We start from the raw sequence: 16,191 nt of genomic DNA on the forward strand, positions 1-16,191 counted from the left end.
CCTACGCTTCCTCTGCCAGTGCCCGAACTGCTTCTGCTGCCCTCTCAATCTCCTCTTCCGTATTAAAATGCGAAAAACTGAACCGCACCACTCCCTGACCGACCGTTCCAAGCGCCCGGTGCATGAGCGGCGCACAGTGTGCCCCCGCGCGGACGCAGATGCCGTATTCTTCCCAGAGTGCATCCGCCACACGTGCCGAATCTTCCCCGGCAAGGTTGAGGGAGACGATCGGCGCATGACATTTTGCCGCCGGATCTCCATACACAATGATGCCCGGAATTTCCTTCACCTGTTCGTAAAAACGGCGTGTTAAATCCCTCTCCCGTTTCTGCAATTTCTCGATCCCCTGATCCATCCGGTAACGGATGCCTGCGGCCAGACCCGCCAGACCATGGACATTGAGCGTCCCGGCTTCGAGTGCCGTTGGCATTTCCTTCGGATGGTGTTCATCATAACTGTGAATACCGCTGCCGCCAACCAGAAGCGATTCCACCGAAAGTCCCGGCTTCACATACAGCCCGCCGGTTCCCTGTGGTCCCAGAAGCGCCTTATGCCCGGTAAAACAGAGCACGTCGATTCCGAGCTTCTGCACGGAAAACAGTTCTTCCCCTGCAGTCTGCGACGCATCCACAATCAGAAGCAGTCCATTCCGTTTAACAAACGAAGAAATATAGGAAAGATCCGTCACATTTCCTGTCACGTTGGACGCGCCGGTAATTACCACCGCACGCGTCTCTGGGCGCAGAAATGCTTCCAACTCTTCATATTTTAGATTTCCACGCGCATCCACACCCACAAAACTAAGCGTCGCTCCCTGATCACGCAGACGGTAAAGAGGGCGCAGCACCGAATTATGCTCACAGACCGTCGTGATCACGTGATCGCCCGGACGAATCAGCCCGGAAATGGCTATGTTCAGCGCCTCCGTTGCGTTTGCCGTAAAGGCAATCCGCGACGCATCTTCCGCATCGAACAATTCTGCTGCTGCCGCACGCGCCCCGTACACCAGTCTTGAAGCATGTAAGGTTGCCTCATGCGCGCCGCGCCCCGGATTTCCTGCGGTGCGAAGCGCCTCAAGGACTGCCTGTTCCACCTGCAGCGGCTTTTGAAGCGAAGTCGCCGCATTGTCCATATAAATCATGGTTTTACCACATTTCCAGCGCCCAGCATTTTTTCAGCGATGACATACATGTTGGTTACACCGCCGACTGCCAGCTTCCCGGTCAGACCATAGAAATTCAGGCAGGTGCCGCAGGTCAGGATCTCCACACCTTCTGCCTCCAGTGTCTTCAGATCCTCCAGCATCGGAGATCCTTCACAGGTCAGACTGGCTCCGCCGTTATAGAAAAGAATGGTTTTCGGCAAGTTGTCCTGCTGGGTCAGGGCAAATGTAAATGCCTTCAAAAGCGTCTTTCCAAGTTCCTCACTGCCCTCGCCCATCTTATCATTGGCAATCACAACCACGGTATCGGTACGGCTGTCCGGAATACAGGCTTCGCATCCGGCTCCTGCCTGTGCTTTTTCCTCTTCTGTCTGTTCACCCACCGTAAAGATAACCTGATATTCCTGATCCGCCAGCTTCTTTGCACTGCTCTGATAGCCCTTCTGCTCTGCCATTTTCGTCAGATTCTGAACTGCAATCTCATTATCCACCAGCACTTCCACCTGTCCGGCACCCGAAAGTTCCTCTATCGCGTGTTTTGCCTTTACGACCGGAATCGGGCATGCGTCTCCTCTTGCATCTACTTTCTTCATTTCTGTTTCCTCCTATCCTCGTACAAAAATTTCAACCTCTCCCGGTTCCGTGATCGTTCCCACGATCCGCGCCGGAAGCCCGGCGTTCTGTAGCTCCTGTTCCAGTTTCTCCGCCTCATCCGGGGCAGCTGCCATCAGAAGTCCGCCGGAGGTCTGCGGGTCAAACAAGACCTCTTCCATTGAAAACGGTACATTTTCAAACTGCACCGCCGCCCCGACATGGTTGCGGTTTCTCTGTCCTGCCGCCGTGTATAAAAACGCATCTGCCGACTCACGTGCGCCCGGAAGCACCGGAATATGGTTCACATCAATCTCGCACGACAACCCGCGCCCCATCATTTCATGCAGATGTCCCAGAAAACCGAACCCAGTCACATCTGTGCACGCGTGAACCGTGTACTTCCGGCTGATTTCCGCCGCTGTTTTATTGAGCGTCGTCATCGACTGTACCGCCCCGTCCATCTGCTCTTTTGTCACTTCTCCGACGCGGTTTGCCGAACAAATCAGCCCAACACCCAATGCCTTTGTCAAAATCAGGCGGTCGCCCGGCTGTCCGGCATCATTGGCGTACAGCTTTTTCGGATTTACCAGTCCCGTCACGGACAAACCGTATTTCACGCCCGTGTCCGCGATCGAGTGACCGCCCGCGAGAATGCCGCCTGCTTCTGCCACCTTCTCCGCGCCGCCCTGTAAAATCTGTCCCAGAACATTCAAATCCATTGATTCCGGAAAACACACCAGATTCAGCGCCGTCTTGACCTCACCGCCCATCGCGTACACGTCGCTCAGCGCATTTGCCGCTGCAACCTGTCCAAAAATATACGGATCGTCCACCATCGGCGGGAAGAAATCAACCGTCTGCACCAGCGCCAGATCCTCTGTGACCTGATACACTGCCGCATCGTCCCGGCTGTCATATCCGACTAAAAGATTCGGATCCTTCTCGCCGCGCGGTAGTTTTTCCAAAATGCGGCTTAAAACACCGGCTCCCAGCTTTGCCGTACAGCCGCCGCCCGTACAAAATACGATATCCTTTTTCTCACTCATCTCTCTCACTCCTGATTTCGTTCTGGTCCTGAAAAGGAAGTTAAAATTCCCTGAATTCCGTAGCTATGTTTCAGGATATCCAGTACCTTTCTGCCATCCTCCCGGCGCTCTGACGTGTCCGCCTGGTTCAGAACCGCAAAAAACAAACGCCCCGATATATCTTTTCTGGCACCGTTTTCGCTACCAAGAAGCCACGCCAGAAGTTCTGGGGTCAAAGGCGTATCTTTCGAAATGGGCACTTCTTTGAGCAGTCTTTTTCCTTCTTTGGGATAAGCTGCGTCCCCATACTCGCACACATCCCTGTTCCACGCCTCAATCGCCAGCTCCGCCCGGAAGCACACCTCCCCCAACGGACGATACAGGGCACTCAGCCCCGCGACCGCCAGCACGATATCGCTCTGCGGCAGTATCACCGGCTCATGCGCCGCCGGGAATTTACACGGAAGACATTTCGCGCCATCCGCCTCCAGAAATGTGATATCTGCATCCGAAATCCACTCGCTTCGAATCGCTTCTGGCAGAATTGTCAATTTTTCGTGTAGGGCTGGGGTTCCGGCTACGACGTAGGTTCCCTGCTGCCAGAGACGATCGCGCTCTTTTCCGGCATTCTCCCACGCGGTATTTTCTTCCTCATTTACCGCAATCCACGGCACGTTTACCGGCTTCCGAATATGCGTCGTCGTCGCCGTCAGCACCCGCCATCCCTTCGCCGTGCAGTATGCCGACAGCGCATACAGAAGCGTCGTCTTTCCGCCTCCGCCAATCAGCGAGACCACGTGTCCTTTTTCACGTAAGAAAGGAAACTTCTGCTCCCAGTCCATCACCGCAGCTTCTCTTCCCATTCCTTCTCCCGAAATCCCGTTAAAACAGTATCTCCATCCACAATGACAGGGCGTTTTACCAACATCCCATTGGTGGCAAGCAGCTTCAACTGTTCGTCCTCGCTCATCTGCGGCAGCTTATCCTTTAACTGCATTTCCTTATATAGCATCCCGCTCGTATTGAAAAATTTCTTGATCGGCAGCCCGCTTCTCGCCTGCCACTTCTTCAATTCCTCATACGTCGGATTTTCCTCCACGATATGGCGCTCTGTATATGAAATTTCCTGTGCATCCAGCCATTTTTTCGCTTTCTGGCAGGTACTGCATTTTGGATAATAAATAAACAGCATCGTATTCCTCCTTTGTGATCATGCTTGCTATTATACGGCACCCTCTATTTTAAATGCGGCCGTTCTAAACAAAGCATTTTACCTTTTTAAATTACCTACGGAAATTATACCCAGACACCAGAAAGATTGCAAGGGATGCCTGAAAATGATACAATAATAATATCTGCAACTATATTCAAGTCGAACGTCCGTGAGACTTGGCACGTGATCCTGGTCAGCGAAGCTGACATATTCCTATCAGGATCACTGCGCATCCTCGCGGAGCGTTTATCTCAGTCGGAGACAAGGCTTCCACTGAGACAAATTTGCTATTACTCACCACCTGAAGAGGTGGGAGTCTTCTCGACTGAGATAACCCCCTCTTTTATACCAACAGGGAAACACATTCACCCAAAAATTATTATAAAAATATCCACTATGAAAGAAAAAATATTTAACATCATCCAGATCGGCGACAAAAGCAACCGTATCAGCCGTGCATTCGATATTTTCATCACCTTCACGATCATCTGCAATATCATTGTCACGTTTCTAGAAACATTCGATCAATTAGCATCCTTCGGTGGTCTGTTTACCATGCTGGAACATGCCAGTGTCCTGATTTTCTGTATTGAATACGCGCTGCGCATCTGGACTGCCGACTATCTCTATCCAGAAAAAACGCCGGGACGCGCCCGGTTCTGCTTTCTCATTTCCTTTGATGGAGTGGTGGATCTGCTGACGATCATCCCGGTCTTTTTTCTGTCGGGCTTCATCATTTTCCGTATGCTGCGCGTGGCGCGGATTTTCCATCTGTTCCGGCTCAATGCGAAATACGACTCGTTCAACATCATTACCACCGTACTCTATGAAAAACGGAACCAGATCATTTCCTCTGTGTTCATCGTCATGGTGCTGATGCTGGCGAGCAGCATGTGCATGTATAGTGTCGAGCACAACGCTCAGCCGGACATTTTCCGCAATGCATTCAGCGGCATCTGGTGGAGTATGTCCACGCTGCTGACCGTCGGTTACGGCGATATTTACCCGGTCACAACGCTTGGGCGCGTGATGGCGATCTGCATCGCCTACCTCGGAGTCGGTGCCGTCGCGATCCCAACCGGTATCATCAGCGCCGGTTTCGTCGAACAGTACCAGCGCAAGAGCAGCCTGTCCAGCATGAAGGACGCGGATATTCAGGAAATTGCCGAGGTTTTCGTCGATAAACGGTATGCCGGAAAAACCATTGAAGAGATGGAAGAAGAGCAGAATATCAAGATATTTCTGGTGCTGCGCGATGATCTGTCGGTGCTTCCGCAGAAAAATATGGTTTTGAAATTAAATGATATTGTGATTATACGAATAGAAAATGAAGCGTAATCAAACTTATCATCAAACATTTTTTGTGAATATGAACGTGAAAAAGAATGTGCCTTGGCACATTCTCGCGCCGAGCGCGGTCGCTTGCGACATGTTTCTGCTTCGCGCGAGTGCGCATCATTGGCACGTTAGTGCCTTTTTGTGTAATAGGGAATTCCAAGGAATTTCCTATTACACAAAAAGACTGCCGTCCAAAGTTTCTCTCTCTGGACAGCAGCCTTTTCTTTCCTTCAAAATCAGCTTCTCAGCTCAATTCCATACGTCTTATTCAGCTGTTTCAGCACTTTCTTGACATATCCGTCAACGGTATCTGCCTTGAACGCCTCTTCCTTCGGAGTGAAGAGAACGGTAAATGCCATCGATTTCTTATCGGCTGCGATCTGTCTGCCCTCGTATACGTCGAACAGACTAACATCCTTGACGTAAGCACAAGCCTCGCGGATACAGCCCTCAACCTGTCCGCAGGTGATGTCTTTGTCCATAACCAGCGCCAGATCACGTTTTTCCTCCGGGAATTTTGGAAGCGGCTCAAATACTTTGGCTTTTCCATACCATTTCTCCAGCGCTTTCATGCTGATCTCCAACACATACGCATCTTCGCGCATTGCCTCTTCCTTCATGATCTCATATTTTACCTTACCGAGGTAACCAATCTCCTCGCCCTCGCAGAAGATCGCTGCGGTCTGATACGGATGCAGGAACGGTTTCTCTGCTTTTTCATAGTTAAAAGTAATATTTAAAACATCGGCAACTGCCTCTGCCATTCCCTTTAAGGTAAAGAAGGACTCTTCCTTGCCAAATGCACCGATGCACAGCGTCTCTCGCTCTTCCGGATATTCCGTCAGAGGCAGGGACTTCGGAATAAATGCATTTCCAATCTCGAAGATACGTCCCTCGAAGATGCCTCTCTTTTGGTTGCGTCCCATCGCATGAATCATCTGCGGTGCCAGTGTTGTTCTCATCAGGGACAGATCCTCGTTGATCGGATTCATGATGCGGATCGCCCTGCGCTCTGGCGCGTCCTCTGCAAATCCCATTTCATCCAGATCCGACGGGGAGAAGAAGGAATAGTGGATTCCCTCAAATGCGCCAACACTGCACAGCGTTCTCTTTACTTTCAGAATTGTTCTCTGACGCAGGTTGCTTCCACCGATCGTCACCTTAGCACTCGGCAGGAAGGTCGATGTGATGTGATCGTAGCCGTACATACGGATCACTTCCTCGGCAACATCCGGATAATCTTCCATATCCTCGCGGTATGCCGGGAAATGCATGGTCAGTTCGTCGCCGTTGATCTCCGGCTGGAAGTTTAAGCCAGCCAGGATGCGTAAAATATCCTCGTCCGGAACGGTAATACCCAGAACAGCGTTTACCTTCTTAACACTTGTCTTGAAGGTGGTCGGCTCTAAGGAGTTTCCGGTATTTACATTTTTATGGGTCTTGGAAATCTTACCAGCTCCCAGCTCCTCAACCAGGTGCAGGGCACGTTTCATCGCCATCTCGGTTGTGTACTCATCGACGCCCTTAGAATATCGCTGGCTCGCGTCGGATCCCTGTCCTAATGCACGGGAGCTTCTGCGGATGTTGTCACGGGCAAATTTAGCTGCCTCGAACATCACTTCCGTCGTGGTATCACGGACCTCAGAATTTAAACCACCCATGATTCCGGCAAGTGCTACCGGCTTTTTGCCGTCGCAGATAACCAGATTGTTCGGATTTAAGGTAAATTCTTTCTCATCCAGCGTCACGATCTTCTCGCCCTCGGCCGCGCGTCTTACGTTGATCGCATTGCCCTCCAGATAATCGCAGTCAAACGCATGAAGCGGCTGACCTAACTCACGCATGATATAGTTTGTAATATCAACAATATTGGAAATGGAATTATTTCCTACCAAAGCCAGACGTCGTCTCATCCATGCCGGGGACTGACCCAGTTTTACGTCATATACATAGTGTGCAATGTAACGCGGGCAAAGATCCTGTGCCTCTACCGTTACGTTGAAGCCTTCTTTCTCAACTTCTGTCTCAGTGTAATCCAGTGCCGGTGTCTTGAGCGGCTCGCCCAGTGCGGCGGCAACCTCTCTTGCCAGACCGAAAATACTCTGGCAGTCCGGACGGTTTGCCGTGATAGAAACATCGAAGATCCAGTCATTTAAGCCGGTCAGCTCTTTGACATCCGAACCAATTTCCGCATCCTCCGGCAGAACCAGCAATCCGTTGTAACCAGCACCCGGATACAGATCCTCGTTTAAGCCAAGCTCGGTACCGGAACACAGCATACCCTGGGACTCATAACCTCTCAATTTACCCTTTTTAATGGTGGCCACGCCCTCGATCGTCACATGATCTTTTGCAGTTGCATATACTTTCGCGCCAATCATGGCAACTGGGAATTTTCCGCCAGCTTTTACATTGTCAGCGCCACAGCAGATCTGTAAGAGTTCCGGACCACCTATATTGACCTGGCACACATGAAGATGTGTTTCCGGAATCGGCTCACAGGAGTCAACATAACCAACGACGATGCCGCTGATATCCTTGCCAACCTGCCATTTTTCTTCTACCTCAAATCCACAGTCAAAAAGCTTCTTCTCCAGCTCATCTGCGGAAATATTAATATCTACATAATCTTTTAACCAGCTTAACGGTACAAGCATTTCTAATCCTCCTGTCCTGATCAGTCATCGATCTGATCCAGCACACGCAGATCAGACTCAAAAAGCATCTTGATGTTGTTGATGCCGTATTTCAGCATTGCGATACGCTCCAGACCCAATCCGAATGCGAATCCACTGTATTTATTGGAATCAATGCCGCAGTTTTCCAGTACCTTCTTATTTACCACACCAGCGCCGAGGACCTCGATCCAGCCTGTTTCCTTGCACAGACGGCAGCCCTTGCCGCCGCACTGGAAGCAGCTTACATCGACCTCAACAGACGGCTCCGTGAACGGGAAATAGGACGGACGAAGTCTCGTTTTTGTCTGCTCACCGAAAATTCTCTGAACAAACATATCCAGCATACCCTTTAAATCACACAGGGTGATGCCCTCATCAACAACCAGACCTTCCATCTGGCTGAACATCGGAGAATGGGTCGCATCATCGTCAGAACGGAATACTTTACCCGGGGAAACAACCTTGATCGGCGGTTTTTTCGCTTCCATGACATGAACTTGTCCAGCCGATGTCTGGGTACGGAGCAAGAATTCCGGAGACAGATAGAATGTATCCTGCATATCGCGCGCCGGATGATCCTGCGGTGTATTTAAAGCTGTAAAGTTATAATAATCGGTCTCGATCTCGGTTCCCTCATATACCTCAAATCCCATAGAGGTGAAGATATCCGTCAGCTGATTGCGGACCGTCGTAACTGGATGCAGATTACCGTAACGGATTTTAACCGGCGGCATCGTGATATCAATCTTCTCCGATTCATAGCGCTGCTGCTGCTCTTTCTCTTTTAATTTCTGATCCAGCTCGTCAAAGAAATTGTTTGCCCACTCCTTGGCGCCGTTGATAGTCTTACCAAATTCCGCTTTCTGGTCATTGGCAACATTGCGCATTTCTTTCATCAGCAGACCAATTCTGCCCTGCTTATTATCCAGAAAGGTCTTCTTAAACTCATAGACACTCTTGGAAGTCGTCAGAGCATCCGCACCCTGGCGGATTTCCTCTTTGATCGCAGTGATCACTTCATTCAGTTCTTTTAAATCCTGCATGATTTCTCTCCTTCTATTACTTTTGTTGCTTTTTATCTTGATATTGCTTTAACTTGTGGACACGAATTTGTGCATAAAGGATGTTCTCTGGCACATTCGGGCGTCTCGCGCGGTCGCTTGCGACATGACATAAAAAAATCCCTTCGCACAAAACGTGCAAAGGGACGATCATATCTATACCGCGGTACCACCCAGCTTCCTGTCGGCAGGTCATTTTTTCGTCTGCCACAGACACTTTCCGGTATGTAACGTACACCAGACGGCAATGCCTACTCTAAATTTCAGCAATGCAGCTCCCGTGGGAAATTCGGATATCTGTCTGAACGGAAAAAGGCTCACAGCCGCTGACCTCTTCTCTCTGACCGGAAACAGTATCTTATAAAACACGATCATAGCTTTTGGTTTGTTTGGTTTGATTGATTTCATGTATGCAATCTGTTTATTATTTTAGGCATGTTGGTGGGAAATGTCAAGGGATTTCTTTCCTTGATATTTTCATTGATATTTTCATCTTGGTATTTTCAAATTATAAGAAATTTTACTTACTGCAAGCATTTTGCAAGCACAAAGCCCAGAAACCTCTAAAAAAGCAGATGTTTCAGTTTGAAAACTTCCGTGTAAGGAAGCTCACTGCAATCAATGCCCTAAATTTTTATATTACCCTGTGCATGGCATTTCTGGCACATATATCCATGAAATCAGAAACGCATGCCCTGAAGGTTGCAATCATACAGAAAGCAGACCCTATAAAAGAAAAAATCCATTTCAGCTATTATCGGCTGGCTAAAGGTATCTCAGGCATACTGTCGTATATAAAAGAAGGGATCAGGCTATGATTTCGGACAAAACGTCCGATATACCGTCAACTTTGCCTTAAGCCGGTCGCTTAAATAGATAAAAGAATAACTCTCCCAAGTAGTGAAAGGAATCATCCATTTATTATTTATCTCCTTCTTCTATCATATAGAATAATTATAATTCAAACATTTAGAATTGTTATTATATTTGTGGTGTATGTCAACAACTTTTTTTCTTTTTAATTCTACCAGCAGACGGCATCTCTTTTTATGAAAGGTTATCATTTTATCAACTGTATAAGCACGCAAAAAAGCACCAGCCAACTAAGTGACTGATGCTTCTCACATCTGATATCCTTTATTTTTTATAAACTGTATTCCCTTTTGCAATCACTTCAACAAGCTGAAGTTCCTGGTCGAGAATACAAAGATCCGCATCATAGCCTTCTTCAACCTTACCTTTTCCCTTAAGACAAAGAATATCTGCTGGATTCGATGTAATTGTAGAAATTGCTATTTCTAAAGGAATTTCTGTTTTAAATACACATTCCTTTACTTCCTTCAGAAGGCAGCTGGACTGTCCAACGCCCATTCCAAGGAATTTTCCATCACTACTGTACATCGGAAGGCTTCCCTGCCCGTCAGAAGAAATTGTTATGCGGTCAGGATTTACTCCTGCATCTAACATCCGTTTGATACCATTACATACACGTACCTCATCACAGATAGTTTCCCAATAGTCAATATCTTCATTTCCAGTAAAGTCTACTGCTCCGCCTTTCAGTGCATACTCAATCGACTTGCCAAAAAGCATCTCATTTCGATTGATATGTGTTGGCAGTATTTGAGTTGCCGGTATCTCTGTCTCATCGACTACTCGTTCAATCAGATCTAAGCATCTCGGACTATCGCCCAGATGAACATTTACAATGCCAGCTTTCCCGGAAAGAACACCACCAAGCCTTGTATCCGCAATGACACGTGCAAATTCCTCGAAAGTCGGCTGTGAAGAACGATGATCAGAGATCGCGATTTCTCCCGTTCCAATGATTTCCTGAATCATCATAATATCTTTCACAATACTGTCAGTCAACGTGCGGACCGGAATCTGATAACTTCCGGTATAACAGTATGCAGACATTCCCTGCTCATTCAATCCTTTTGTCTTTGCAACCAGTGCACACATATCACGACCGATTCCATCTGTTCCAAGGCAGCCAACAACGGTTGTCACTCCAAACTTCGTAAGTCCTTCCATGGTTGCTTCCGGAGTACGATTGGCGAATCCGCCTTCGCCACCGCCTCCGAGTACATGAACATGACTATCAATGAATCCCGGAGTTAAAAGTAGCCCCTCTCCATTGATCCTTTCTGTCTCAGAAAGAAATCCGTCTGCGGATATAGAACCCGCATCTTTAATCTTAACAATCTTATCATTGATTATAAGTACATCTTTTTTCCCCAGATGCTGTGGAGCATAAACATCAATATTCTGAATTAATTTCATCACAAATCACTCCCACTGAGACAAATTTGCTATTACTCGCCACCAAAAGAGGTGGGAATCTTCTCGACTGAGATAAAATACATATTTTAGAATCCAATTCCAACTGCAACAAGAACTGTAATGATTGCACCAATCATTAAGACACCAAGGAATTTCCACATGAATTTAATCCAGTTAGACCACTCAATCTTTGCAATTGCAAGAGATCCAATCAAGCATCCGGATGTAGGAACAATCAGGTTTGTAAATGCATCACCAAGCTGGAATGCAACTACAGCTGTCTGACGCGAAACACCTAACAGGTCTGACAGCGGAGCCATGATCGGCATTGTGATGGCAGCCTGTCCTGTTCCGGATACAACGAAGAAGTTAAATACGGACTGGAACAGATACATAAGTACGGCTGCAACTGCTCCGGAAACTCCAGACAATGCATTTGAAATATTATACATAATTGTATTAATAACTGTAGGTGTTGTCGGATCAGAACCACCAAGAACCTGCATGATTCCCTGTGCCATAGCAACGACAAGGGCAGCACCGATCAGGTCTTTTGCTCCATCTTTGAAAGATGTTGCAATATCATTCAGTTTCATATCATTCAGTTTAAAGATAACTCCAAACACACCGGAAACAATTCCCATAATAAAGAACTGTGTTGCAATCTCCGGCATGTAGTATCCCTGAGTCATAACTCCCCAAACTACCCATACTACTGTAACAGCCAGTGTCAGAAGGACTAAAATGTGTCCAAGACCAAATGAATGTCCTTCGTCAATTCCTGTTGTTTCATTCTGCTCACGGAAATATGAATCCGTCTTATATGCGATTGAGATTGTCGGATTCTTTTTAATCTTTGATGCATAGAACATAGTCATTCCACAGCCGAGTGCTGTAAATACGACCCACATTACCATACGGAATCCTGCACCGGAGAATACGTCAATACCTGCAATACCCTGTGCAATGCCTACAGAGAACGGATTCATCCAAGATGAACCGAAGCCAATCTGTGTGGCAACATAAGTAACAAGAACTGCGATAACTGAATCATATCCAACTGCTACAAACAACGGACAAAGAATCATAGTAAACGGAAGCGCTTCTTCTCCCATTCCGAAAACTGCTCCACCAAGAGAAAACAGTACGAAAAGTATCGGAATCAGTAGTTTTTCTGCTCCCTTGGCCTTACGGATCAATCCGATCAATCCAGATTCAATCGCACCTGTACGGATCATGATACCAAATGCACCACCTACTACCATAAGGAATGCGATAATCTCGATTGCAGAACTATTTACGATTCCGTTATACATATAGTTGAAGAATCCTGTTCCACCATCTCCGCTAAAGAGTGCTACTCCTTCTGTTACTACATTTCCTGCATCATCTGTCAGATACTGGAAACTTCCGTCCTTGATTACTGTACGGGTTTTCTCAACACCATTGATCATATATGAAATATCCTGTGTTTCGTAAAATCCCTTTGGTACAAGAAATGTCAGAAGTGCTGCGATAACGACTACTAAAAAGATGATAATGTAGGTATCTGGCACTTGGAATCCCTTGTTAAAGGACTTTAGCCCTTTTTCTTCTTTTTTGCTCATTTTTGAGTCTTCCTCCCATTTTTTGATATACCATATTAGTGTACCATAGAATGCGTAAAATCCAAGTGAAAATTTACATATTTTATGTCATTCTTCTGTATTTTTATACATCAAAAAACGGAATTAGCTCTGGTAATGCAAATCATGACCACTGGCTTAGCCAGTGATTAGACTGCGCCTTCCGGAACCTGCGGAAAGGCCAGATCCTCAATCGTGCCATACTGAAGAGCCGCATTTCTCTCTTCCTCTGCCCAAAGTTTGCTTGGATGATTGGAAAAATTGATAAACATAGTAACATTCCCCTCGTTTTTATCTTATCTTAAATCCCCGTTCTTCTTCACAGGGAATCTCTGTGATCTCCATATCCGCCACGTTGATCCATCTCTGTTGCTGAATCCTAGCTAACATTTCCCGAATGGAAGCTTCGCTTCCCTGCACTTCCATCTCCACTCTTCCGTCCCACAGGTTCTCCACCCAGCCGGCCAGGCCAAGGGACTGGGCGATATAAAAGGAGCGGTAGCGGAAGCCGACGCCCTGGACATCACCTGAAAAAAAGATGTGTTTTCGTACCATAATTTACATCTCCTCCGGATACTGAAATCCCCATTCTTTTCTGAATTCCGTCATCATATCCATCACATCTTTTGTATAATCCAAATGCATGCATTCTGCATCCCCACGGATGGCTTTCTCCATATCCGCCAGCTCATAGACCAGCGCATCTGCATGCTCACCGGTCTGAATCACTTCCGTTTCTCCGGAATCTGTATAGGTGATTCTCGCTTCCCAGGCTCTCGGATATTCCATGATTTCTATATATCCCTTTTCACAGGATACCATGCCTCTTTTCGGCTGCTTGGAATGCAGCGACAACATGACAGATGCCATCTGGCCTTCCTGATTCATCAGCAGCAATCCTGCCTGTTCATCCACTCCGGTAGGTGCCGGTTTTACCTGAGATAAAAGCTGATCCGGCTTGGAATCCATAAACCACCGAATAAAGGAAAGCGCGTACACCCCGATATCCAGCATGGCACCTCCTGCCAGGTTTTTATTAAAAAAGCGGTTGTTCATATCATATTCTTTGAAGCTTCCAAAATTCATAGTGATCAGATTCACCTTTCCAAGTTTCCCTGACTCAAGAATCTCTTTAAGCTTTTTATAAATCGGCATATGATAAATCGTCATGGCCTCACCTATGACAACACCCTTTTTATCCGCCAGAGCAATTGCCTCATCCAGTTCCCGGCTGTTTAAGGTGATAGATTTTTCGACCAGAATGTGCTTTCCATTCTCAATTGCCCTGCGCATAAAATTAATATGGGTATTATGGGGAGTTGTGATATAGATTACATCAATATCCGGGTCTGTAAACATGTCATTATAATTATCATATACCTTTTTTATCCCATATTTTTCTGCAAATGCAACCGCTTTCTCATGGGTTCTGTTTCCCACCGCATCGATGTTTCGCCCGTTTTTCTTTAAGGCCACGGCCATTTCATTTGCAATCACTCCGGTTCCAAGAACTGCCCATCTGATGTTCTGCATGTATCTCTTACCTTTCTTTATCCAACTAGCACTCCACCGCTACCTTAATCACTCCATCTTTCTTGTTCTCAAAAAGCTCGTATGCGTCTTCGATCCGGCTAAGCGGATAGGTATGAGTAATAAGCGGTTCCGTATCGATCTTGCCCTCTGCAATGAGGCGAAGCGTCTCCTCACAGTCGCATCCATCTACACCGCCGGTTTTAAAGGTAAGATTCTTGCCATACATATCCGGAAGCGGCAGCGTCTGGGCTTCGTCATAGAGCGCTACCACTGTGACGATTGCATTAGGCCTTGCACATTCCCAGGCTAACCGGAAAGTAGAGGGGGCTCCTGCCACCTCAAGGACTACATCGGCTCCGCCATGATCACTGTTTTTCTGAACATATTCCAGACATTCCTCCGGTAAAACGGTGTATACATCCGGATAGTGCTCCTTTATAAAGCGGACGCGGTTTTCATCTTTCTCGCAGACAATAATTCGTTTCGGTTTCTTTAACATTACGCATAGAAGGGTACAAATACCCGTCGGACCGGCACCGATGATCAAAACCGTATCTTCCTCCGTGATCTCAGAGATTCTCGCCGCCCAATAGCCGGTCGCCAGCACATCTCCCACAAACAGTGCCTGCCGGTCCGTCACTCCATCCGGAATCTTATTTAATCCCTGATCTGCAAATGGAACCCGCACATATTCGGCCTGCCCGCCGTCGATACGGCATCCCAGGGCCCAGCCGCCATTCTCGTCCGTACAGTTATTTACATATCCATTTTTACAGAAAAAGCATTCACCACAGAAGGTCTCTACGTTTACAGTGACTCTGTCCCCCGGCTTCACATGGGTCACCGCTGACCCAACTTCTTCCACAATTCCTACCATCTCATGACCGACTGTAATTCCAGGGACCGCCCGCGGCACACTTCCGTGTTTGATATGCAGATCACTGGAACAGATGCTGGCCAGTGTTACCTTTACAATCGCATCCCGTTCGTGCATAAGCACCGGTTTTGGTTTTTCCACTAATTCAAACTTTCCCTTAGAAATATATGTATATGCCTGCATTGCTTAACCCCCTTCTTTCTATTATTCATACTGAATCCTATTATAGGCGAAACCTGGGGTTATTAGCAAGATTTGCCGTAAAAAACATGCTTCTGCTTCATTGAAACATTCCGCGTACATGATGGCTAGTTCCAACTGCTGGCAGGCTCCGGTATCATATGTCATTTTTTCAGAAAAACGTCCAAAGCGAGTTGCCTGCGCAAGGTTCCATTTTTCAAGGATCACCTGCATCTGCTGGTTTGTCCGTTTCAACTCATCCGTAAGAACAGCCAGCTGGCTACGTAATTCTTTTTCCTGCTCCATGCTTTCAAGCAAGAGCTGCAGGATATCTTTTTTATTCAGTTTTGCCAGCTGTTCTTTTGATAACGCAAGTGCCATACGGACGATCAGTTTCCTTCGCTTTTATGGATCCAGTATAACAGAAGAAGCGAAAAAACACAAAAATCAGACCGATATCTTTTCGGTATTTTGACGGTGGAAAACTCCTGCTCCAAAAGCAGTTCTTTCTGTAGAGAATACCTTCCAGGCTGCCTGAAAACAGGTGGATCCGGCTTACTTTTCATGTGGCAGAGAAGACTGTCCACAATTCATGTTAAGCGGATAAAAAACAGAACTT

General features: G+C 47.1%; 15 protein-coding genes. 1 reads left to right on the forward strand and 14 read right to left on the reverse strand.

What is annotated here, in order from left to right; all coding sequences use genetic code 11:
• Nucleotide 1 precedes the first annotated feature (1 nt).
• The 5 genes from DW739_RS08235 to DW739_RS08255 are packed head-to-tail and all read right to left on the reverse strand — an operon-like array spanning nucleotide 2 to nucleotide 3,973.
• The gene (locus DW739_RS08235) at nucleotides 2-1,141 is read right to left on the reverse strand and encodes an aminotransferase class V-fold PLP-dependent enzyme (RefSeq protein ID WP_118742904.1); all 1,140 of its coding nucleotides are present in this window, start codon (nucleotides 1,139-1,141) and stop codon (nucleotides 2-4) included.
• Nucleotides 1,138-1,755 (reverse strand): sulfurtransferase-like selenium metabolism protein YedF, encoded by a 618-nt coding sequence (gene yedF / locus DW739_RS08240; RefSeq protein WP_118742905.1) that lies wholly within the window; start codon nucleotides 1,753-1,755, stop codon nucleotides 1,138-1,140. The genes DW739_RS08235 and yedF overlap by 4 nt, the downstream gene beginning before the upstream one ends.
• A 12-nt stretch (nucleotides 1,756-1,767) precedes the next feature.
• Complete coding sequence (gene selD, locus DW739_RS08245; protein ID WP_118628943.1) at nucleotides 1,768-2,802, reverse strand: selenide, water dikinase SelD; 1,035 nt, start codon at nucleotides 2,800-2,802, stop codon at nucleotides 1,768-1,770.
• A gap of 5 nt (nucleotides 2,803-2,807) precedes the next feature.
• The gene (gene yqeC / locus DW739_RS08250; protein WP_243023753.1) at nucleotides 2,808-3,644 is read right to left on the reverse strand and encodes a selenium cofactor biosynthesis protein YqeC; all 837 of its coding nucleotides are present in this window, start codon (nucleotides 3,642-3,644) and stop codon (nucleotides 2,808-2,810) included.
• A complete protein-coding gene (locus DW739_RS08255; RefSeq protein ID WP_022359085.1) occupies nucleotides 3,623-3,973 on the reverse strand; it encodes an arsenate reductase family protein in 351 nt (116 codons plus the stop codon). The genes yqeC and DW739_RS08255 overlap by 22 nt, the downstream gene beginning before the upstream one ends.
• Nucleotides 3,974-4,390: 417 nt before the next feature.
• Between DW739_RS08255 and DW739_RS08260 the strand changes: the two genes are divergently transcribed.
• The gene (locus tag DW739_RS08260) at nucleotides 4,391-5,332 is read left to right on the forward strand and encodes an ion transporter (RefSeq protein ID WP_182427963.1); all 942 of its coding nucleotides are present in this window, start codon (nucleotides 4,391-4,393) and stop codon (nucleotides 5,330-5,332) included.
• Between the two features lie 236 nt (nucleotides 5,333-5,568).
• On the opposite strand, the gene pheT is transcribed toward DW739_RS08260, so the two are convergent.
• The 9 genes from pheT to DW739_RS08310 form a co-directional block, all read right to left on the reverse strand.
• Nucleotides 5,569-7,989 carry a phenylalanine--tRNA ligase subunit beta gene (pheT, locus tag DW739_RS08265; RefSeq protein ID WP_118742906.1) on the reverse strand — a complete coding sequence of 807 codons (2,421 nt, stop codon included), beginning with the start codon at nucleotides 7,987-7,989 and terminating at the stop codon, nucleotides 5,569-5,571.
• 20 nt (nucleotides 7,990-8,009) lie between these two features.
• Nucleotides 8,010-9,053: a phenylalanine--tRNA ligase subunit alpha gene (gene pheS / locus DW739_RS08270; protein WP_022359088.1), complete on the reverse strand. Its 1,044-nt coding sequence runs from the start codon at nucleotides 9,051-9,053 to the stop codon at nucleotides 8,010-8,012.
• 1,155 nt (nucleotides 9,054-10,208) lie between these two features.
• A complete protein-coding gene (gene iadA / locus DW739_RS08285; protein WP_118742907.1) occupies nucleotides 10,209-11,357 on the reverse strand; it encodes a beta-aspartyl-peptidase in 1,149 nt (382 codons plus the stop codon).
• A gap of 86 nt (nucleotides 11,358-11,443) precedes the next feature.
• Nucleotides 11,444-12,964: a putative basic amino acid antiporter YfcC gene (gene yfcC / locus DW739_RS08290; protein ID WP_118468203.1), complete on the reverse strand. Its 1,521-nt coding sequence runs from the start codon at nucleotides 12,962-12,964 to the stop codon at nucleotides 11,444-11,446.
• A gap of 167 nt (nucleotides 12,965-13,131) precedes the next feature.
• Nucleotides 13,132-13,254 carry a hypothetical protein gene (locus DW739_RS15305; RefSeq protein WP_270707184.1) on the reverse strand — a complete coding sequence of 41 codons (123 nt, stop codon included), beginning with the start codon at nucleotides 13,252-13,254 and terminating at the stop codon, nucleotides 13,132-13,134.
• 19 nt (nucleotides 13,255-13,273) lie between these two features.
• Complete coding sequence (locus DW739_RS08295) at nucleotides 13,274-13,537, reverse strand: acylphosphatase (RefSeq protein WP_182427964.1); 264 nt, start codon at nucleotides 13,535-13,537, stop codon at nucleotides 13,274-13,276.
• A 3-nt stretch (nucleotides 13,538-13,540) separates the two neighbouring features.
• A complete protein-coding gene (locus DW739_RS08300; RefSeq protein WP_118742909.1) occupies nucleotides 13,541-14,515 on the reverse strand; it encodes a Gfo/Idh/MocA family oxidoreductase in 975 nt (324 codons plus the stop codon).
• A gap of 25 nt (nucleotides 14,516-14,540) precedes the next feature.
• A complete protein-coding gene (locus tag DW739_RS08305) occupies nucleotides 14,541-15,575 on the reverse strand; it encodes an alcohol dehydrogenase (RefSeq protein ID WP_118673109.1) in 1,035 nt (344 codons plus the stop codon).
• A 21-nt stretch (nucleotides 15,576-15,596) separates the two neighbouring features.
• The gene (locus tag DW739_RS08310) at nucleotides 15,597-15,953 is read right to left on the reverse strand and encodes a hypothetical protein (protein ID WP_118673108.1); all 357 of its coding nucleotides are present in this window, start codon (nucleotides 15,951-15,953) and stop codon (nucleotides 15,597-15,599) included.
• Nucleotides 15,954-16,191: the final 238 nt, after the last annotated feature.

Origin of the sequence: Clostridium sp. AM28-20LB (assembly GCF_003480665.1) — a bacterium.
GTDB lineage: Bacteria > Bacillota > Clostridia > Lachnospirales > Lachnospiraceae > Otoolea > Otoolea fessa.

What these genes read in the sequence shown, in the direction of transcription:
- DW739_RS08235 (WP_118742904.1), bottom strand. Translation starts at nt 1,141, where the DNA reads ATGATTTATATGGACAATGCGGCGACTTCGCTTCAAAAGCCGCTGCAG.
- yedF (WP_118742905.1), bottom strand. Translation starts at nt 1,755, where the DNA reads ATGAAGAAAGTAGATGCAAGAGGAGACGCATGCCCGATTCCGGTCGTA.
- selD (WP_118628943.1), bottom strand. Translation starts at nt 2,802, where the DNA reads ATGAGTGAGAAAAAGGATATCGTATTTTGTACGGGCGGCGGCTGTACG.
- yqeC (WP_243023753.1), bottom strand. Translation starts at nt 3,644, where the DNA reads ATGGGAAGAGAAGCTGCGGTGATGGACTGGGAGCAGAAGTTTCCTTTC.
- DW739_RS08255 (WP_022359085.1), bottom strand. Translation starts at nt 3,973, where the DNA reads ATGCTGTTTATTTATTATCCAAAATGCAGTACCTGCCAGAAAGCGAAA.
- DW739_RS08260 (WP_182427963.1), top strand. Translation starts at nt 4,391, where the DNA reads ATGAAAGAAAAAATATTTAACATCATCCAGATCGGCGACAAAAGCAAC.
- pheT (WP_118742906.1), bottom strand. Translation starts at nt 7,989, where the DNA reads ATGCTTGTACCGTTAAGCTGGTTAAAAGATTATGTAGATATTAATATT.
- pheS (WP_022359088.1), bottom strand. Translation starts at nt 9,053, where the DNA reads ATGCAGGATTTAAAAGAACTGAATGAAGTGATCACTGCGATCAAAGAG.
- iadA (WP_118742907.1), bottom strand. Translation starts at nt 11,357, where the DNA reads ATGAAATTAATTCAGAATATTGATGTTTATGCTCCACAGCATCTGGGG.
- yfcC (WP_118468203.1), bottom strand. Translation starts at nt 12,964, where the DNA reads ATGAGCAAAAAAGAAGAAAAAGGGCTAAAGTCCTTTAACAAGGGATTC.
- DW739_RS15305 (WP_270707184.1), bottom strand. Translation starts at nt 13,254, where the DNA reads ATGTTTATCAATTTTTCCAATCATCCAAGCAAACTTTGGGCAGAGGAA.
- DW739_RS08295 (WP_182427964.1), bottom strand. Translation starts at nt 13,537, where the DNA reads ATGGTACGAAAACACATCTTTTTTTCAGGTGATGTCCAGGGCGTCGGC.
- DW739_RS08300 (WP_118742909.1), bottom strand. Translation starts at nt 14,515, where the DNA reads ATGCAGAACATCAGATGGGCAGTTCTTGGAACCGGAGTGATTGCAAAT.
- DW739_RS08305 (WP_118673109.1), bottom strand. Translation starts at nt 15,575, where the DNA reads ATGCAGGCATATACATATATTTCTAAGGGAAAGTTTGAATTAGTGGAA.
- DW739_RS08310 (WP_118673108.1), bottom strand. Translation starts at nt 15,953, where the DNA reads ATGGCACTTGCGTTATCAAAAGAACAGCTGGCAAAACTGAATAAAAAA.